Source organism: Haliscomenobacter sp. (assembly GCF_041740695.1).
Lineage (GTDB): Bacteria > Bacteroidota > Bacteroidia > Chitinophagales > Saprospiraceae > Haliscomenobacter.
In genome coordinates, this window is sequence record NZ_JBGSLK010000015.1 from 1 (window position 1) to 19304 (window position 19304).

At 47.9% G+C, this 19304-nt stretch carries 13 protein-coding genes; 8 read left to right on the forward strand and 5 right to left on the reverse strand.

Annotated elements, in window-relative coordinates:
- Positions 1–619: 619 nt before the first annotated feature.
- Positions 620–3211, reverse strand: a complete 2592-nt coding sequence (locus ACEW9O_RS02220) for a glycoside hydrolase family 2 protein (RefSeq protein ID WP_373548486.1) — start codon at positions 3209–3211, stop codon at positions 620–622.
- Between the two features lie 282 nt (positions 3212–3493).
- Between ACEW9O_RS02220 and ACEW9O_RS02225 the strand changes: the two genes are divergently transcribed.
- From ACEW9O_RS02225 to purU, 3 genes are all read left to right on the forward strand, one after another.
- Positions 3494–5614 carry a carboxy terminal-processing peptidase gene (locus tag ACEW9O_RS02225; protein WP_373548487.1) on the forward strand — a complete coding sequence of 707 codons (2121 nt, stop codon included), beginning with the start codon at positions 3494–3496 and terminating at the stop codon, positions 5612–5614.
- Positions 5615–5946: 332 nt separating this feature from the next.
- Positions 5947–6675: a PepSY domain-containing protein gene (locus ACEW9O_RS02230; RefSeq protein WP_373548488.1), complete on the forward strand. Its 729-nt coding sequence runs from the start codon at positions 5947–5949 to the stop codon at positions 6673–6675.
- Positions 6676–6843: 168 nt separating this feature from the next.
- Positions 6844–7686, forward strand: a complete 843-nt coding sequence (gene purU, locus ACEW9O_RS02235; protein WP_373548489.1) for a formyltetrahydrofolate deformylase — start codon at positions 6844–6846, stop codon at positions 7684–7686.
- 108 nt (positions 7687–7794) lie between these two features.
- Here the strand turns inward: purU and ACEW9O_RS02240 are convergent, their stop codons facing one another.
- Positions 7795–8754, reverse strand: a complete 960-nt coding sequence (locus tag ACEW9O_RS02240; RefSeq protein ID WP_373548490.1) for a PHB depolymerase family esterase — start codon at positions 8752–8754, stop codon at positions 7795–7797.
- Positions 8755–8870: 116 nt separating this feature from the next.
- On the opposite strand from ACEW9O_RS02240, the gene ACEW9O_RS02245 reads away from it, so the two are divergent.
- On the forward strand, positions 8871–9521 hold the full coding sequence (locus ACEW9O_RS02245) for a phosphoribosylanthranilate isomerase (protein ID WP_373548491.1): 651 nt from the start codon (positions 8871–8873) through the stop codon (positions 9519–9521).
- 3 nt (positions 9522–9524) lie between these two features.
- Here the strand turns inward: ACEW9O_RS02245 and ACEW9O_RS02250 are convergent, their stop codons facing one another.
- From ACEW9O_RS02250 to pdxH, 3 genes are all read right to left on the reverse strand, one after another.
- On the reverse strand, positions 9525–9998 hold the full coding sequence (locus ACEW9O_RS02250; protein ID WP_373548492.1) for a Uma2 family endonuclease: 474 nt from the start codon (positions 9996–9998) through the stop codon (positions 9525–9527).
- 129 nt (positions 9999–10127) lie between these two features.
- Positions 10128–11438: an adenosylhomocysteinase gene (gene ahcY / locus ACEW9O_RS02255; RefSeq protein WP_373548493.1), complete on the reverse strand. Its 1311-nt coding sequence runs from the start codon at positions 11436–11438 to the stop codon at positions 10128–10130.
- Between the two features lie 77 nt (positions 11439–11515).
- Positions 11516–12160 (reverse strand): pyridoxamine 5'-phosphate oxidase, encoded by a 645-nt coding sequence (gene pdxH / locus ACEW9O_RS02260; protein ID WP_373548494.1) that lies wholly within the window; start codon positions 12158–12160, stop codon positions 11516–11518.
- Positions 12161–12462: 302 nt separating this feature from the next.
- Here pdxH and ACEW9O_RS02265 point away from each other — a divergent pair, with 302 nt between their 5' ends.
- The 4 genes from ACEW9O_RS02265 (at position 12463) to ACEW9O_RS02280 (ending at position 19302) form a co-directional block, all read left to right on the forward strand.
- Positions 12463–12915, forward strand: a complete 453-nt coding sequence (locus ACEW9O_RS02265) for a hypothetical protein (protein WP_373548495.1) — start codon at positions 12463–12465, stop codon at positions 12913–12915.
- A gap of 140 nt (positions 12916–13055) precedes the next feature.
- Positions 13056–14342, forward strand: a complete 1287-nt coding sequence (locus ACEW9O_RS02270; RefSeq protein WP_373548496.1) for an O-acetylhomoserine aminocarboxypropyltransferase/cysteine synthase family protein — start codon at positions 13056–13058, stop codon at positions 14340–14342.
- Between the two features lie 146 nt (positions 14343–14488).
- On the forward strand, positions 14489–17296 hold the full coding sequence (locus ACEW9O_RS02275) for a T9SS type A sorting domain-containing protein (RefSeq protein WP_373548497.1): 2808 nt from the start codon (positions 14489–14491) through the stop codon (positions 17294–17296).
- Positions 17297–17382: 86 nt separating this feature from the next.
- Positions 17383–19302, forward strand: a complete 1920-nt coding sequence (locus ACEW9O_RS02280; protein ID WP_373548498.1) for a zinc-dependent metalloprotease — start codon at positions 17383–17385, stop codon at positions 19300–19302.
- Positions 19303–19304 lie beyond the last annotated feature (2 nt).

Genomic DNA, 19304 nt, shown 5'->3' on the forward strand with positions numbered 1-19304 from the left:
GACCCTGGAGGTCTCTATTTTTAGGGAAGGATTGAGCGTCTTGACCAAAAAGTGTTTTTCCCTCCTTGAATTTTTAAGGCATGTCTTTAGCTTGTTAAAACCGCAAAGGAAGCCTTTTTGTAAAAATGTCCAGTAGTATGACCTCAAGCATACAAAGAGTTATTAATTATTGGAGGACGGAATATTTTTTACATTTTTAATTCTTATTCGAATGTAGGTAATACTTACTCCAATGAATTGATGGTTCGATCTAAACTCTTTCTAAAAGAAAATTTAGAAGCAGTAGGTATTTATGAAGGGGATGAAATTTGTATGGCTCAAGGTGATTATCAGTTTTACTTTTTTATAAAAAGCACTGAAGGAGATAATCCTCCTGTTTATGCTATTTGTCAAGGGATGTTATTTCGAGACTACTTTACAAAAAGCTTGACGGACATGGTTGATGTATTCATTAAATCGTATGTTTTGATCATAGTTTTGAAGTTGTTAAACTGAAGATTTTATGGCTAACTAAATGACCAGCGCCAATCCATAGCTATACAGCTCAAAAGATATCACAAGTAGCTAATGCCAACAGTTTAATGATTAGTAGATGGATAAAATGGCTGTAAAAATTTTATCACTTCGCCTCCCCCAAACTCAAAATCTTCAACCCCTCCGCCGTCAAACTCACTCCCTTCTGCTTTGGCTTGAACACAACCTCCACCAGCTCACCCGGCAAGAGATCAAAATAATTGTCCGTAAAAAAGCCATCCACCTCATCCCCAAAGTCCAGGAAAACATTTTTGGCCAATTGGCTGGCCCGCAGGCGGATCAAGAAACCCTCCTTGTCGGGAAACACCTGTTTTTCGATGGCTGGCGCGCTGGGCAATTCCAGCACTTTGGCACTGACCAGGTAGACCGGATTGTGGAATACCCGGCGGCCCTGGCTGTACAAATCAACCAGTAGTACCGTTTTTTTGGCCGTATTTGAATCACAAATTTCCGTCAAGGGCAATTCCAGGGCCTGAAGCGCGGTGTTTTGGGGCAACTGTAGGCTGGTGTCTTTTTTCCACAAGGTTTCTCCATTAAAATCGATCAGGCGCAGGCGCAATTCTCCTTCCCGTTCGCCCAACTCATCCGAAATGATGCTGAGTCTTAGCTTCCCATCCTTGACCAAAGCAGCGGTGATGGTGGGTTCAAAAGCTTTTTTGATGAAATAATGCAAAGCCTTCCAGCGCTGGTAATAATCCATACCCGACCAGGAGGCCACTGGCCACACGTCGTTGATTTGCCAGTACAAGGAGCCCATACAGTAAGGCATGCTGGCCCGATGCGCCTCAACGGCCATTTTGATGCCCTCGGCCTGGAGCAATTGCCCCACGTACAAAAAGTGCTCAAAATTGGCGGGCACCCGATAGTTCTGCTGCATGTAACTGCGGATGCGCAAATTGCCGATGCCGCTGCGTTGGTGGGCGGCCATGACGGGAGATTCGATGTTCCAATCTTCGGGCAAGGCGTAGGTTTTGACCGTTTTAAATTCCGGGAAAGACTGGAAGCCGTATTCACTCATGAAACGCCCAATGTTGTCGTAATAGGCGCTGAAGGGATGCTCCGAATGCCAAACGCCCCAGTAATGGATGTCGCCATTGGGGGTATGGCTGTTCGCGTGTCTACCCGGCACATTGTAGGGCGAGGAGGGCCAGTAAAACATACCCGCGTGATTGGCACCGACGATGGTGGGTAGTAGTTTGTGAAAAATGGTATCGTAAGCCTGCCAAATCTCCCGGCGTTGCGCCATGGTGTAGAGTTGTTTCCAGCCCCAGCCCATAAATTCGTTGTATTGCGCCCAGGCCACGTCAATTTCGTTGTTGCCACACCAGATGGCCATACAAGGGTGATTGCGCAGGCGTTTGACGTTGTACACCGCCTCCTCCTCCACGTTGCGCAGGAACTCGGGATCGCCGGGGTACATGCTGCACGCAAACATGAAGTCTTGCCAAACCAGTACCCCTTGCTCGTTGCAGAGCTCATAAAAAATGTCGTTTTCATAAAAACCTCCCCCCCAAACCCGCAGCATGTTCATGTTGGCATCCACGGTGGAACGGATCAGGTTTTGGTACTGCTTTTTGCTCACCCGCGGGATGAACATGTCGTTGGGGATGTAGTTAGCGCCTTTAGCAAAAACGGCCCGACCGTTGAGTTCGAAGTAAAAGGAACTGCCTTTTTTATCGGGTTCCTGCACAATTTTGATGGTGCGAAGCCCAATTTTTCGCGAAATTTCATTGATGGGTTTGCGCTGATAGGACAATCGCGCCGTGAGTTTGTACAAGTGGGGTTTGCCCAAATCATGCGTCCACCAGCGGATGGGGTCGTAAATCTCCAGCGGTAGGTGGAATTCATTTTTGCCCTTCAACAGCGCTACTTCCTGAGTCGCCAGCAAGGTGTCGCCCTGATAAATTTGGATCAATCCCTCGTGCTCCACCAGCGACTCCACCTCGCAACGCGCAGTGAGTTGCGCTTTTTCATCACTCAAACTATCTTGCTGAAAATACACATCCGTCAAACGCGCCTTGTTCCAGCCCATCAGCCGAATGGGGCGGTAAATGCCGCTACTGACCAGGCGTGGGCCCCAGTCCCAACCAAAGTGATAACCGGGTTTGCGCAAAAAAACGCTCACTTTTTTGTCCCCCAGGCCACCCCGTTCGGATTGGTCGTTGGTGGCCGGAAGTCCGTATTTGTTTTTGCTTAAAGCCTGTAATCCGACCGTAATGGGGGAATGGAAGAAGATGCGCAGTTGATTTTCTCCAACTTTGAGCCAGGGTTTGACCTCCTTTTCGTAAGCCACAAAAAAATTATCCGCCAAAATCAGCAATTGCCCATTGAGGTACACATCGGCATAGGTGTCCAGCCCCAAACATTGTAAAGTGATGGCCTCAAAATCCAGAAAATCTTCCTCAATCGTGAAGCGACAGCGGTATTCCCAATCGGCTTTGTCCACCCATTGTACTTCCTCTTCCTGCATGCGGAAATAGGGATCGGGGATTTTTCCGTTCTGCATCAAATCGGTATGCACCGTGCCGGGTACAGTAGCTGGCATCCAGCTGCCTTTGTTGGCTTGTCGAAAAGTCCAGTTGTCCTTGAGTTCTATCATAGCGCTGTTGGGTTGCGTTTGGCATCCCAATAGTGCACTCAGCAAGGCCATCAGGATGAGGAATGAAAAAAAGCGCATCCAAATCTAGTTGTGTGAACTGCGAATATAAGAAAAGTGAGCAAGGTGGGGGAAAATTGATGGTAGCGTTGGTGATCACCAAGTACAACGCCAAATTCAACCCCTAAACTTTTGGGAAAACCTTAACCCTCCCTCCCTAAACTACTCCCCCAAAAAATACGTTTATTTAAAAATCGTCAAAAGCGAGCATAATTCCTAAAATCCCGCCAAGTGGGGGATTTCTTATTTATCTTAGTTGCGTTAGTTTTACCTTCATCAAGGATCTATCCAAAAAAGCGACACATGAACACCAAAAAAAGTGTATTTTTTACTGCTCTATGTTTTCCGATAGTGCTTTTGTTGTGCAGCAGCGATGTAAGCAAGGCACCTGTCGATGATCGTTACGATCGTATTTTGCATACCGTTGGTCAATTATTGGAACAAGGGCATTATAGCCCGCAGGCGCTCAATGACCAATTTTCTAACAAAATTTACAAAACTTACCTGAAGGAACTTGACCCGGAAAAGGTCATCTTCTTGCAATCCGACCTGAAAGAATTCAGCAAGTACAATACCTTGATCGATGATGAAATCCGCCAAACTCCCGTCGAGTTTTTTTACAAGGTCAACGAACGGTACAAGCAACGGCTCAATGAAATCAAGACCAATTTGCCCAATCTGGCCAAAAAAGCCTTCGATTTTACTGAAGATGACAGCATCGTAAACGATTACGACAAAAGGGCTTTTGCCAACAATGCCAAAGCACAACAGGAGCAGTGGCAGAAAAAGGTAAAGTTCATGGCCCTGGAAAAATTCATCGACCTGCAAGACCAAAGGGACAAAGCAACAGCGGAAACCCCCAAGGAAACCGACGAGGCACTGGAAGCACAGGCCCGTGAATTTGCCAAAACCACCCTGGATAAATCACTGGATCGACTGATCAATAAAACCAGCGACGACGATCGTTTTAGCATGTTTGTCACCACCATCACCAACACGATGGATCCACATACCGACTTTTTTATGCCCGTAGAAAAAAGAAGTTGGGACGAACGCCTTTCGGGTAAATTTTATGGCATCGGTGCCGTGATTGGGCAAGAAAATGGTTACCTCCAGATTGCGACCGTATCCCAAGGTGGTCCCGCATGGAAAACGACCGAAGTCAACGACGGCGACCTCATCCTGAAAATTGGGGAAGGTGACAAAGCGCCCGTGGACGTAGCGGGTTATGACATTCCCGATGGCGTCAAACTGATTCGGGGCGACAAAGGCACTACCGTGAAGCTCACCCTCAAAAAAGTAGATGGAACCATCAAAGTGGTGCCCATCGTGCGGGAAGAGCTGAAATTGGAAGAAACTTTTGCCAAAGCTTGTACCATCAAAGACGGCAATCAAAAAACGGGCTACATCTACCTGCCCAAGTTTTATACCCCGATGGGTGACGAAGGTGGCCGCAGTTGCGCCGCTGATGTGGCCAAAGAAGTGATGAAACTGCAGGCTGAAAACGTGGATGGCATCATCATCGACCTGCGCGACAATGGTGGCGGTAGCTTGTCCGAAGTGGTAGATATGGTTGGTTTGTTTATCCCAGATGGCCCCGTAGTACAAATAAAAAACGGCGATGGCCGTTCTTCCTTCCTGCCGGATGAAGACAACGGAAAGGTACTGTACAGCGGCCCACTAGTGGTCATGGTCAACGAATTCAGCGCCTCGGCCTCCGAAATTTTTGCCGCAGCCATCCAGGATTACCAGCGGGGGATCATTGTAGGCAGTACTTCCACTTACGGCAAGGGGACCGTACAACGCCCCATCCCGTTGAGCCGCCTGACCAGAGATGCAAACACCGATTTGGGTACTGTACACTTGACCATCCAGAAATATTACCGCGTCAATGGTGCTTCTACGCAGTTGAAAGGAGTCGTACCCGATCTGGTGTTGCCAGGTTACTACGAGTCTTACAAATTCAGAGAGAAAGACAATGAGACTGCCTTGGCCTGGGATGAAATCAAAAAATTGAGCTACAAGCCCTGGGCAAAAACGCCCAACATGGATGTGTTGCGCCAACGGTTCAACAATCGCATCGACAGCACGGGTTTGGTTCAAAAGGTGCAACAGAATTCCGCTTGGTTGTCCGCTCAGCAGGATGCAGCCATGGATTTGAACCTGGATAAATACAAGGAAAAAGAGAAAGCCGTCGGAGCCAGAGCCAAGCAGGCCCGAGAGTTGTTCGTGATGAGCAAAGAAATGGACGTGGCCCGAGTAGGGGAAGATCCCAGCGCTTCGGCAAGCAGCGCGACTTTTAATACCCGCTGGGTGAATTTCCTGAAAAAAGACCGCTACTTGTATGAAGCAACCAAGGTAGTGGGGGATGTTGTGGAATTGACCGGTGGGAAATCACCGCTGACGATGAAGAATGATCGGTAGAATAGTAATATAAACGTGAGTTTTTTACGAAATGGGTAACAATGGGCAACTTCTGAGAAGTTGTCCATTGTTTTATCAATGCAATTGATCCGAGATTGAGCTAAATAATAACGTATTAAACCAATTACTTTCTTTTTATTTGTGGAAACTAAACCAATGAAACTTATGGTAATATTGAATTGGTCAAGGCTTATGGCTGGGTAAGTTCGAGGGTAAAAGTGGAGCTGCGATTGGAATTGTTTGAAACCGATACAATGGGTGAGCTGCTGGATACCAATTTAGTTATTTACAGCATCCCTATCTTTGCTCAATTTGAAAAAAGTATTCGTTAAATGTCATACAACCTCCACTACCTCATTCGCCGCACCCACCGCTACCTCGGCCTCTTCCTCGGCATCCAGTTCCTGCTTTGGACCATCGGCGGCCTCTACTTCAGTTGGTCCGATATGGACTACATTCACGGGGATTACCAGCGGAAGGCACCGCCTATGTTGCAGGTGCGGGATAGTTTGGCTTCGCCCAATCTGGTACTGAAAAACCTGGCGACCCGGCACCCCGTTGATCAAGTTGCCAGCATTCAGCTCATCGATGTTCTGGGCAAGCCCTGTTACCGAGTGGAGATTGTGCATGGCATGCACCACAAGCTATTCTTCCTGGCCGATGCAGTCACGGGTGCAATCCGCCCCGCATTGAGCAAAAAAGAAGCGGTAGCGATGGCGACCCAGCAATTCAACGGAGCGCCCAAAGTCACCAAAATCCAGTACATCACCACGACTGATGGCCACCACGAATACCGCGAAAGCCCCCTGCCTGCTTACGCCATTCGTTTTGATCATCCGAGTCGCACCACCGTGTATGTGGCGACGGAATTGGGTGCAGTGACCAAGTTCCGCAATGAAAAGTGGCGCATCTTTGACTTTTTGTGGATGTTGCACACGATGGATTACCAGTCGCGGGACAACCTGGGCAATGTGCTGCTGCGGGTGTTTTCGATCATGGGTTTGTGTACGATTGCTTCGGGCTTTTTGTTGTTTTGGTTGAGCCGGAAAAAGATACGATAACTTCTGAGGTGATCCTACGGTGTCATAGGTGGTGAAATAGCGTAGTTTTTCTTTTTCACCACCTAAGAAACCTAAGACACTTAAGGGGCACCTAAGTTGGGTAGGCTCAAAAATTGGAATACTTAAATCCAATCCCTGCTTATCTTTGCCCCTTTCAACCCAAACAACATGAGCCAAGCCGCCTACGTCCTCCTCATCGATTGTGCCGACCAAAAGGGCCTCGTGTACAAGATCACCGGAGTGTTGTACAGCCAGAACGTGAACATCATCGGCAACCAGGAATTTGTGGAACGCGAGCAAGACCGCTTCTTCATGCGCACCGATTTTTCGGGCAAAATCAACGATGCCCACATCCTGGAAGAATTGCGCAAAGTACTGCCCGCCGACGCCAGCATCAGCCTGCGGCAAAAACGCGCCAAAAACATCGTCCTGCTCGTGACCAAGGAACAACACTGTTTGGGAGAACTCCTGGTGCGCCACCAGTTCAACGAACTCAATGCCAATATCCTGGCCGTCATTGGCAACCATGATACTTTGAAACCTTTTACGCATCAATTCGGGGTCAACTTTCACTTGGTCTCCCACGAAGGCAAAAGCCGCGAGCAACACGAGCAGGAAGTCCTGGAAGTGGTGAAACGTTATAACCCGGAGTACCTGGTTTTGGCCAAATACATGCGCATTTTATCTCCGGAGTTTGTGCGCAATTTTCCCAATCGCATCATCAACATCCACCACTCCTTTTTACCCGCCTTTATCGGGGCCAACCCCTACCGCCAAGCCTACGAGCGCGGCGTAAAAATCATTGGGGCTACCGCCCATTTTGTCAACAATGACCTGGACGAAGGCCCCATCCTCATGCAAAACGTCATCCCCGTGGATCACAACTACTCAGTGCAAGACATGATGCAAAGTGGCCGCGACGTGGAAAAAATTGTGCTCGCCCACGCGCTCAAACTGGTTTTTAACGACAAAGTAGCGGTGGTGGGGAATAAGACGATTGTATTTGATTAGTGAAAAGCGAAAAATGAAAAGTGAAAAGTGGGTACAGCACTTGGATTTCACGTCTCAATGTATTTTTTTCAACTTTTCACTTTTCACTTTTCACTCTTCACTTTTCACTCATTTGCTGTATTTGCTAAAAAACGGCCACAACAAATCCGTAGCTGCAATGGGGTAATTGGTTCCATTCGGATATTCATGGGCCATATCCTTGAATTCATGGAGGTGGTACACGTTGGTATTGCCTTTGGTGGGCGTGTTAAAGGTCCAAAAGGCCGAACTGGCCGTTTCTTTTAGGGTATTGGCATAAGTCAGGCCAAAAGTATTACAAACCGTACTGGTTCCTCTTTTCATTCCTCCAAGGTCCATTAGTGGAGCACCCATGGGCAGTGGCTGGCCATTATTTAGTCCAAAAAAACGGTCGTCCATATTCCCCAAACCATGATAAATTGGAATGAGCGACAGGGGTGTTTTGTTTTGCTCGGTAAAAAGACAGCCAAAGGGAGCTACCGCTGCAACAACATCTGATGCTTCTACTGCCAGGCGAAAAGTAAACTGCCCACCATTGGAAAATCCACTCACATACACCCGCTTGGGATCGATGGGGTATTTCGATTGTAAAAACTTCAGCATCTCCCGGAAGAATTTTACGTCGTCGTAGATTTTTTGGCCAGGGCAAGCAATGGAGTCCAAGTCGTAGTGCCGCCACTTGGTCGTGGTGGATTTCACTCCATCTTCGGTGATGCAATAGGCCAGCGAAGAGGGGAAAATGGCGTAAAATTTCTCTTTCGCGGCCTTCTCTTTCCAGCCGGAGATGTTGTAAAACTTTTCCCCATCCCCGGAAGTGCCGTGCAGCATAAATACCACCGGAACGGGGGAACTCACTTGAATACCTGCGGGTTGAAACACGATGAATTCGCGGCTTTTGCCTTCCACGTTCAGGGTATGATCGATGCGTTTTTGGGCCGTCAATTCATTGCCACCGGGATCAACCAGTTCTTCGTCGCCGCAGGCATTGAAGATGAATAGGGCGCAAACGAGCGACAACAGTTGTACGGTGATATTCCAATTCTTTTTCATAATCTTGAGGTGTTTTTTTTGGATTTTAGACTTTATGAATACCTCAAAATTAGCTTAGTTCCCGGCGCATATCCTCACCCCAAGGGGTGATTTGAAGCGCCAAAAGCGTTAAAAAAATGTTTCCAAAAGTCAAGATTTGCTGCATCTCCAGCCTCGCCGAAGCCAAAATGGCCATTGAGCATGGCGCTTCGGCCTTGGGCCTTGTCGCCAAAATGCCCAGTGGCCCAGGGCCCATTAGTGATGCACTCATTCAGGAAATTGCCGCCAGTGTGCCGCCACCCATTGCCAGTTTTTTGCTCACCAGTCGGACTGATGCAGCCAGTATCGCCACGCACCAGCAAGCCGTGGGCACCAATACGGTGCAGATTGTGGATGCTTTGAGCAAAGGGTCTTATGCCGACTTACGCCTGGCACTTCCGGGTATTTCCATTGTGCAGGTGATCCACGTGATCGATGAGCGGAGTGTAGAAGAGGCCTTGGAAATTGCACCACAGGTGGATGCACTGCTGTTGGATTCGGGCAATCCAACTTTGGCCATAAAGGAATTAGGCGGCACTGGCCGGGTCCACAATTGGGCGCTGAGTCGCCAGATCGTGGAACAATCGTCCAAGCCCGTTTTTTTGGCCGGAGGGCTCAAAGCTGAAAATGTACGCGCGGCGATGGATGTGGTGCAGCCTTGGGGGCTGGACTTGTGTAGCGGTGTGCGGACGAACGGTAATTTGGATCCAGTGAAATTGGAGGTGTTTTTTAAGGCGGTATACGGATAGACTTTATTTAAAAACCTCTTCCAATTTCAATTCAATACCCAATTTGGCGTCTTGAAGTTTGTCTTTCCCAGAGAAAATCTGGTATTCTGTTGCTGAATGAAATACATAGATGGTGTACAAGGCAGGTAGAACCAACCAATAAGACAATACCCCACCAGTGAAATACTCGGCGCGCTTGGTCATCAATTCGGATAAATCTTGCTTTGCTGACAAAATCTCGATGGCACAGAGCGGTACTTGTTTCATCCGAATTTCATTCTCGTCAGGGTTGAATTGAATTACAGGATATATGGCTAGGTCGGGAATCCGTTCCCGAATTGGAAGGTCAAGGTTTATCTCAGGTAGTACAGAGTATTTTTCTCCATAAAGTAAACGAATCAAGAAATTCAAATTTCCTTGAATTAGGGCATGGTTCTTATCTGGCATAGGTTTTCCACGTTCAATTTCGTATTCTGATAATGCAACAGTAACTGCCATCACTTCTATTTTTGTCCAATTTATCTATTTACGAGAAAAAATGGAAATTTTTTTCCCATAAATAGAGAAGTCCATGCCACAAAACTGCGACATGGACTCCCTGCTTTTGCACCGAAATTTCGGGTTCGATTAATACCGGTAGTACTCGGGCTTAAACGGACCTTGTTTTTCAACGCCGATGTATTCAGCTTGTTCGGTAGTCAGTTCTTCCAGTTCTACCCCAATTTTGGCCAGGTGCAGGCGAGCTACTTCCTCGTCCAATTCTTTGGGTAGCATGTATACTTTGTTCTCGTACTTGTCTCCTTTGGTGTACAGCTCAAGTTGAGCCAAAACCTGGTTGGTGAAAGAGTTGGACATTACAAAAGATGGGTGACCAGTCGCACAACCCAGGTTAACCAGGCGGCCTTCAGCCAACAATAGGATGTCTTTGCCATCGATGTTGTACAAGTCTACCTGAGGTTTGATGGTATCTTTGGTATGACCGTAGTTCTCTTTCAACCAGGCTACGTCGATTTCGTTATCGAAGTGGCCAATGTTGCACAAGATCGTTTTGTCTCTCATCACTTTGAAGTGCTCAGGACCTATGATGCGGCAGTTGCCCGTAGCAGTAACTACGATGTCGGCGCGAGGAATCGCATTGATCATCTTCTTCACTTCAAAACCGTCCATGGCCGCTTGCAGCGCACAAATGGGGTCGATTTCAGAAACGATCACGCGGCAACCTGCACCCTGCAGTGAAGCAGCAGAACCCTTACCTACGTCGCCGTAACCAGCCACTACTGCCACTTTACCGGCCATCATGATGTCGGTAGCGCGGCGGATAGCGTCCACCAGTGATTCTTTACAGCCGTATTTGTTGTCAAACTTAGACTTGGTAACGGAGTCGTTCACGTTGATGGCAGGAACAGGCAAGGTGCCTTTGGCTACGCGCTCATACAAGCGGTGTACACCAGTCGTCGTTTCTTCGGAAATGCCACCGAGGTCTTTCACCAATTCGGGGAATTTGTCCAAAACAATGTTCGTAAGGTCGCCACCATCGTCCAGGATCATGTTGAGCCCTTTGCCGTCTTCAAAAGCGTACAAAGTTTGCTCAACACACCATTCGTATTCTTCTTCAGTCATTCCTTTCCAGGCAAAAACAGGAATTCCAGCTGCGGCAATTGCGGCAGCAGCGTGGTCTTGGGTCGAGAAGATGTTACAAGAAGACCAGGTTACATCTGCACCCAGTTCCTTAAGGGTTTCAATCAGTACAGCCGTTTGAATGGTCATGTGCAAACAACCTGCGATGCGTGCACCTTTCAAAGGTTTGGACTGGCCATACTTCTGGCGAAGCGCCATCAAACCTGGCATTTCTGCCTCAGCAAGGGTGATTTCCTTGCGCCCCCATTCGGCAAGAGCAATGTCTTTTACCTTGTACTTCAATTGAGTTGCTACCGACATATGTACTTAACTTTTATTAAATTTTTGATTTCGCGGTGCAAAGATAGCTAGTTTTTATAAAAATAACCGCCAAAAGATCAAGGTGCCAATAATTCTTTTAGCCATTGGCCATGCTCCAGGCGGTATTGTACCCGGTCGTGCAAACGGCTGCGGCGACCTTGCCAAAATTCAATCAAATCCGGCCGGATCAAATACCCACCCCAATGTGGTGGCAGGGGCAATACTTCTTCGCTGGCGTATTGCTGACTCAGGCGTTCCATTTCGGCATCCAACACCGCCCGGTCGGTAATGACGTTGCTTTGCGGCGAGGCCCAAGCGCCAATCTGACTGGTTTTGGGGCGGCTTTGGAAGTATTCCCGCGAGGTTTCGACACTTACCTTTTCAATTTTGCCTTCGATTCGGACCTGGCGCTCCAGGTCGTACCAGAAGAAATTCATCGCTGCGTAGGGTTGAGCCAACAGTTCCGCAGCTTTTGCACTGCTGTAATTGGTATAAAAAACAAAGCCATCGTGGTCAAATCCTTTGAGCAAAACCACTCTGGCGCGGGGCCGTCCTGCTGCGTTGATGGTTGCGAGGGTAAAGGCATTGGGTTCTTTGACTTCGGCCCGGATGGCGTCTGCAAACCAGTGCTCGAATTGATCGATGGGGTTGGCGGCGGTATCGGCGATGTCAAGTGTGGCAGCAGTATACTCTTGCCGCAAATCAGCTACATTTTTTATCATGACTGAATGATTGTAATGAAAAGCTCCTGAAACGATCGGGGCTATGAAAAAACAAAAGCAATGAACAATTTTTTTTGGACAAAAGATGCACAAGAATAAGGTATCTGAGCCTCAATTGAGGTGTGATTTGTCATGCCAATTCAATATTACGGGCAATTGGCTTGCAAAGCCCCCAAAATGCCCTTCCATGCCCTATTCACGTTATTGACTTTATCCCCGTTTTTTTTGCATATTTGTGTCCTGAAAAAAAATGCAACCTAAACCCTCTTTACACTGTTTAAACGATTGAAATATCCCTTGACATGTCCGAAAATATTGTGGAGTACATTTCTGTACTCCTATCGAGTTCTTTTAAGTTTTTGTTTGGCCCATTGCAGGGCAAAGCCTATGGCTTACCCTGGCTGCTAACTGCTGCATTGACCGCCGCAGGCATGATGTTGAGCGTAGTGGTGTTCACCTACTTCGGACAGTACCTCAAACAGCGCTTTTTCAAAACCAAAAAAGTATTTACCCCTGCTAACCGACGCAAGGTGACCTTGTGGCGGCGGTATGGAATCATCGGCGTAGCCATGTTTACGCCCCTTTTGTTGACGCCGATTGGTGGCACCCTGGTCGCCAATGCTTTTGGTGAAAAAAAGGAAAAAATCTTTTTCTGGATGTCCATCTTTGCTTCGATTTGGGGAATTTTAGTAACTTTGATGGTCTACGAGGCTGGCGATTTATTACAGGCCTTGATTCATAAGCCCCAACCATAATTTTAAATATACTCGCTCCAAACGTTCTCACGATTATTAAACTTGTTTACTCGCTAATAACGATCGCCCTGTAGTGCATGTAACTGTACAGGGACCCACACGCATTGTATCCTTATTCACACATAAAAACCTACAGATTCATGAAGTTTGAAACTTTGCAATTGCACGCTGGTCAAGAAGTAGACCCAACTACTCGCTCACGTGCAGTACCCATCTATCAGACCACTTCCTACACGTTTAAAGATTCTGAGCACGGTGCCAACTTATTCGGTTTGCGTGAGTTTGGCAATATTTATACCCGGATCATGAACCCTACTTCGGATGTGTTCGAAAAGCGGGTAGCAGCACTAGAAGGGGGCGCGATGGGCCTGGCGGTAGCTTCGGGCCATGCTGCCCAATTCATTGCTTTGAACAACATTCTGCAAACTGGCGACAATTTCGTAACCTCCTCCAACTTGTACGGCGGCTCACACAACCAGTTCAAAGTGTCTTTCAAACGCCTGGGCGTTGAAGCACGCTTTGCGGCAGGTGAAAGTGTAGCCGATTATGAAAAACTCATCGATGGCAATACCAAGGCTTTGTACTGTGAAACCATTGGGAACCCCAGCTACAACATCCCCGATTTTGAAGGTTTGAGCGCCTTGGCCAAGAAGCATGACCTGCCCTTGATTGTCGACAATACTTTTGGTGCCTGTGGTTACCTCTGCCGCCCAATCGAATGGGGTGCAGCAGTTGTAGTAGAATCGGCGACTAAGTGGATCGGCGGCCACGGCACCAGCATCGGTGGTGTGATCGTGGATGCAGGCAATTACAACTGGGGCAATGGCAAGTTCCCTCAATTCACTGAACCATCCGAAGGCTACCACGGGTTGGTATTTTGGGATGTTTTTGGTGACAAAGGGCCTTTTGGCAACATTGCTTTTGCCATTCGTTGCCGGGTAGAAGGTTTGCGCGACTGGGGTCCTGCCCTGAGTCCTTTCAATTCCTTCCTGTTCTTGCAAGGTTTGGAAACCCTTTCCTTACGCGTCGACCGCACTTGTGAAAATGCCCAGGCCCTGGCCGAATGGCTGGAAGCACATCCACAAGTGGAAAAAGTATGGTACCCAGGCTTGAAGAGCCACGAAAGCCACGATCGGGCTAAAAAATACCTGAAAAATGGTTTTGGCGGGGTATTGAGTTTCACCCTGAAAGGTGGGAAAGAAAAAGCCACCACATTTGTGAACAGCCTTACCTTGACCAGCCACCTGGCCAACGTAGGTGACTCCAAAACCTTGATCATCCAACCTTCTGCAACAACGCATTCTCAATTGGATGAAGCAGAGCAAGCAGCAGCAGGGGTATTGCCTAATTTGCTGCGGATTTCGTTGGGCATTGAGCACATTGATGACATTAAGGCGGATTTGGAGCAGGGGTTCGCTGCTGTTTAAGAAATTGAAAAACAATTGTAAAAGCCTTTTGGTAAATACCTTGCCAAAGGGCTTTTTTTTACATTTTGATAACCCTGTGTATCCGATCATTAACAATTTTAATATTATTTTTGCTCCCTAAGGACTACTAATCAAATTATAACTCCATGAAGTTGATCTACACCTCAGCCTTATTCTACGGCATCGTGTTGTTATTTTGTCTGCCTTTTTGGTCTTTTGCTCAAACAGGACCAAACTACTGCGCGAGCAAAGGAACCCGTACCAATGTATGGATCAATAAGATCAGTATTGGGGCCTGGAGTCACCAATCCGGGAATAACAATGGCTATCTTTATAAAACAGATGCTCAACTGAACCTGCGTCCAGGCACCTCTTACCCCCTACAGTTAGAACCGGGTGGGACTCCGCGGGTTCAAGATACGCTCTACTGGCAAATCTGGGTAGATGCCAATGGTGATGGCGACTTTGAAGATGTTGATGAACGGGTTTTTCAAGCAAAAACACTCCAAAGGACCCAACCTAAAGGGAATATGGTTATCCCCTATTATGTACTAAACGGCCAGTCAAGGTTGAGACTGGTGCTCTCCAAAACGGGATTTGTAGGCTCCTGCGAGCAAGGTTCAAAAGTACTGGAGGTAGAAGATTACGATTTTCCCCTCGAAGGCCTGCCTTCCTGTTCCGCTCTTGAACCTCAGAACATCGTCATTGAGGCCATTACAGACAGTAGTGCCCGCATCATTGTCAAGCGGCCCGCCAGTCTTTCCTATAATTTGGAGGTGCGGGATGAGTACGGTGCAGTTGTGCAACTATTTGAGCATTTATTGTATGATACGGTGTTGGTTCGCGGCCTAAAAGTCCGCAATACTTATGTGGCAAGAGTACAACTCCAATGTTATCAGGATGTATTCAGTCCGTGGTCAGAACCGGCAGTTTTTAAAACGCCTACCCCGGTTTGTGACAGCCCTAAAGTGGAAAACATTTTGATAGAATCAATTGATGGGCTTAAGTACACTTTTGCTACGAACCTTTCGGCTGCCGCCTATTCCTGGCGCTTCCGCCCTAAAGGTGAGCAAAACTGGCTTTATTTTTCAAATCGCAACAAGGATACCCTGGATTTTGAATTGTATGACCGTGAGATGGAAGCGCAGTTGTCAGTCCTTTGTCAAAACGGTACCCAAAGTGAGTGGAGTGCTTCCAAAAACTTCAGAACCGAGCCATTGCGCTGTGCTGGACCCATTTTTGACTCCATTCGTGTCCAAAGGAACATTTTTATTAAGATAACCGAATTTAGCTACCCGTTCTATGGCATTGGTTATCAATGGAGATTCCGCGTCGTAGGGGAAACGGCCTGGAAAGAATATGCTACCTATCAAAGTTTTTTCTACGTGGATACCCTTTTTGCGGAATCATTTGAAGTCCAATTGCGCTTAGAGTGTGAAAAAGGCCAGTGGAGTGCCTGGTCAAAAAGTATAGTTTTAGCGGCATCGAATTGTCCACAAGTTCACCCAGCTGCTACCAGCCATTTTAGTTATTTTTTTGCTGCTTATCCTTCCTTTCAAATCAGCTGGATCTCCGCTGCTCCTACTGTTGAATCCCAAGCAAGTTACAGTTGGTCCTTCCGGGAAAAAGGCCAGGAAATCTGGTCTGAGCCGCTGAAAACCACTGGACCTTCAGGGATATTGAGGGGCATGACGCCCGGGAAAACCTATGAAATCCGACTCCAGGTATTTTGTACTCAGGATAGTTTAAATCCAATTACGGTGATTGAAACAAAAGCTTTACCCCTTTCCTGCGTGGAGATTGATGAATCCAGGATTGAAATTTTTGCAACCAAGACCTGGGTACGGATTGAGTTGCCAGATTTTGATGATTCGGTACCTTACCAAATTAGGATTCGCCAACAGGATTCAACCCGTTACGATACCCTTCTTAGTTTGGGCCAATGGTCAAGGTACCTCCAAAACCTCCCACCTGGAACTAACTATGAAATAAGTGTACGTGGATATTGTTTTGATGGAACTCAACTGCCCTGGTCGGATCCTATCACGTATCGAACCACAAGTTGTTCGCTCCCTATTTCTGGTGGAATTGATGTTTTTGAGATTTCCCCGCAGGATTCCTCCGCTACGATTGAAGCCTACTTTGGAAATCAGCCTTATGATACTACTGCGCTGGTGTACAATTGGAGGTATCGTATGCGGGACAGCTTGAATTGGGTAACTTTTTCAACCGGAGCTCAAAAACAAGCCATATTACGGAGTCTCAAACCTTCAAGCAATTACGAAGTGCAAATGTTTGTAAAATGTGCTCAAAGCGCCCTGGATTCTTTTTCACGAAGTATATATTTAAGTACCACCCCTACACAATGTGGCGTAAAACCGGATACCAGTTTGTTGAATATTGATGCTTCAAACTTGAGTAGCCATGCAAAGATTTCTTGCCGTTTGCCAGAAACCTACCGCTGGGGAATCCGGGAATTCGACATCAAAAATGGGCAGTGGGTGCCAAGTTATTATAGGGGCTTAATTATGCCTGCCAACCAAAAAACTGAAGTTTATCGTTTAAGTGCCTTTCAGTTCCGCATCATTTGCCCCGATCAAAGTGTGAGTCCTTGGTCGGATACCATTTACATGTCAGATTATTACGAACCCTGGCAACCTGGCGTTCTTAACAAAACTGTGAGCAAATCTTTACATCTGCGGATCGCCCCCAACCCCAGTAATGGCCAGTTCAACATTTTGCTTCCGGCAGAAACCCCCGCTGATCAACCGGAAGGCTGGTTGGAAGTATACAACGTTTCCGGGCAAAAAGTACTCAACCGTAAAACGCCTGTAAATGCCGGTGAAACATTGGGCTTAGACCTGAGTAATCAAAGCCCGGGAATGTATTTGCTGCGTTTAAAAATAGGTCAGCAGGTGTTCACAGAGCGACTCCTACTGAGTACGAATCGTTAATTGGACATTTTTTCAACAAAAAATATCCTGGGTGTGCGTCCAGCACACCCATTCAAGATGCTTTTGCATCAATAATGTTAAAACGAATGGAAAAACTGTTTTACTTGACCCTGCTTGTATTTTTGCCCATCATCACCTTTGCCCAGCGAAAGCACTGCGCCTTTGAACCAGACCCTCGCCAGCTCGAAATCATGAAGGGATACCAGGAAGCGATCGACCGTTTTGGGCAACTTGCCAGCCCTGAATTGCGCGCACCCATCCGGGTCCCCGTGCGTTTGGTGGTTTTTTCCAGTCGAACCACTAGCCCCAGCCTCACCCAAGCCGATTTTGACCGGGCCTTACTCGCACTCAATAGAACTTTTCAAGCGGTTAATGTGGAGTTTTTTGCCTGTGAAAACTTGCGGCGGATCATTTCCTCCCGTTACGCTGATTTTGACAGCGATCTGGACGAAGACAACGTGTGGAACACCTATGGCCGCTCCGGGATCATCAATATTTTTTGCTTTGAAAACATTGATTTTGGCAGCGTGTTGGGGTACACCTACCTCCCCTCGCGGAATGGGCCTGAGGCATTGTTCCTCCTCCAGGAAGAACTACTTACCTCTACCTTTCCGCACGAAATGGGGCACTACTACGGCTTGTACCATACCCACGGCAAATCCAACTGCGGCACCACCGATGAATTGGTCAATGATCCCAATTGCGCCCGTACTGGAGATGACGTATGTGACACGCCCGCTGACCCCAATTTAGAGGGCTTGTTTTGTAGTGAAAGCCTGGTCGATTCCGCTTCCTGTACATACATCGGTACAGAAGTGGATCGTGTAGGCAATCCTTTTCAGCCCGATCCCACCAACATCATGGCGTATACCTGGGAGCATTGCACCACGCGTTTTACACCAGGGCAATACGAGCGCATGCGCTTTTTTGCCGAAAATATAAGGTTGTACGCGGAGGATTGTTCTGGGCGAAAAATCTGTCCCATTCCTCAGGTGGTGGCAAGCCAGCTCAGTCCGGGATTGATGCAGTTTGATTGGACTGCGGGAAGCGCATCCGTTTTTCAGGCGCGTTATCGCCTCAGGGAAGATACCACCTGGGTTCCCCTCAAAGCCATCTATGGCAACAAGTGGCTGGCCTATGACCTTGGCGCCTGTACCCGCATCGAGTTTCAGGTTCGCGCCCAATGCGGGGATGCCTACACGGGCTGGTCGGCCCCTACCCTGGCGTTCACCAAGGGTTGTGCCAACAACGATGGGTATTGTACCAGCCTGGGGGGCAGCGAAAGTGTCTGGATCAACCAGCTGAGCTTGGGTGAATGGTCAAATAATACTGGCGACGATGGTGGCTATGACCTCTTTACCCCCAATGACCTGAGCATCACTGCTGGAAAAAGCTACCCCTTAGCCTTGCAGCCGGGAGGCTTCACCCGCGCAAGAGATACCTTGTATTGGCGGGTATGGGTTGACTTCAACCAAGACAAAGATTTTAATGACCCCGGCGAACAAGTTTTTCAAGCCAAAAGCCGTGGGCGAAGCGCCATTGTGCAAGGAAGCCTGGCTTTTCCTGATTCCCTCGCAGGCACTTACCGCATGCGGATTAGCCTTTCCAAGAGCGGGCAGGTAGATGCCTGTGGAAAGGGAGGGATCGTCCTGGAGACCGAAGATTATGAATGGGCCATTACAACCCCAGCCGCTGGCCTTGTTGAGCCAGATCTACAGTTGAATCCCGTGGGCCTTACTGCCGAGTCAAGCACTCCACAGTTGCGCGTCATCCCGAATCCCAATGCGGGCCTGTTCACCCTGCAAGTCCCGAATACCCTCCAGGGCGAAGGCCAGGTACGGGTCTTCAACAGCACCGGTCAGCAGGTACAACAGGCAAAGCTAAACTTCAGCGCTGGCCTTCCACCGCAGGTCAGGCTTTCAGGACAAGCCCCCGGAGTGTATTTCCTGCGCCTGCAAGTTGGGCAAACTGTTTTCAGTGAACGACTCATTTTATTGCATCCTTAACC

What these genes read in the sequence shown, in the direction of transcription:
- ACEW9O_RS02240 (WP_373548490.1), bottom strand. Translation starts at nt 8,754, where the DNA reads ATGAAAAAGAATTGGAATATCACCGTACAACTGTTGTCGCTCGTTTGC.
- ACEW9O_RS02250 (WP_373548492.1), bottom strand. Translation starts at nt 9,998, where the DNA reads ATGGCAGTTACTGTTGCATTATCAGAATACGAAATTGAACGTGGAAAA.
- ACEW9O_RS02270 (WP_373548496.1), top strand. Translation starts at nt 13,056, where the DNA reads ATGAAGTTTGAAACTTTGCAATTGCACGCTGGTCAAGAAGTAGACCCA.
- ACEW9O_RS02265 (WP_373548495.1), top strand. Translation starts at nt 12,463, where the DNA reads ATGTCCGAAAATATTGTGGAGTACATTTCTGTACTCCTATCGAGTTCT.
- ACEW9O_RS02225 (WP_373548487.1), top strand. Translation starts at nt 3,494, where the DNA reads ATGAACACCAAAAAAAGTGTATTTTTTACTGCTCTATGTTTTCCGATA.
- pdxH (WP_373548494.1), bottom strand. Translation starts at nt 12,160, where the DNA reads ATGATAAAAAATGTAGCTGATTTGCGGCAAGAGTATACTGCTGCCACA.
- purU (WP_373548489.1), top strand. Translation starts at nt 6,844, where the DNA reads ATGAGCCAAGCCGCCTACGTCCTCCTCATCGATTGTGCCGACCAAAAG.
- ACEW9O_RS02245 (WP_373548491.1), top strand. Translation starts at nt 8,871, where the DNA reads ATGTTTCCAAAAGTCAAGATTTGCTGCATCTCCAGCCTCGCCGAAGCC.
- ACEW9O_RS02220 (WP_373548486.1), bottom strand. Translation starts at nt 3,211, where the DNA reads ATGCGCTTTTTTTCATTCCTCATCCTGATGGCCTTGCTGAGTGCACTA.
- ACEW9O_RS02230 (WP_373548488.1), top strand. Translation starts at nt 5,947, where the DNA reads ATGTCATACAACCTCCACTACCTCATTCGCCGCACCCACCGCTACCTC.
- ACEW9O_RS02280 (WP_373548498.1), top strand. Translation starts at nt 17,383, where the DNA reads ATGGAAAAACTGTTTTACTTGACCCTGCTTGTATTTTTGCCCATCATC.
- ACEW9O_RS02275 (WP_373548497.1), top strand. Translation starts at nt 14,489, where the DNA reads ATGAAGTTGATCTACACCTCAGCCTTATTCTACGGCATCGTGTTGTTA.
- ahcY (WP_373548493.1), bottom strand. Translation starts at nt 11,438, where the DNA reads ATGTCGGTAGCAACTCAATTGAAGTACAAGGTAAAAGACATTGCTCTT.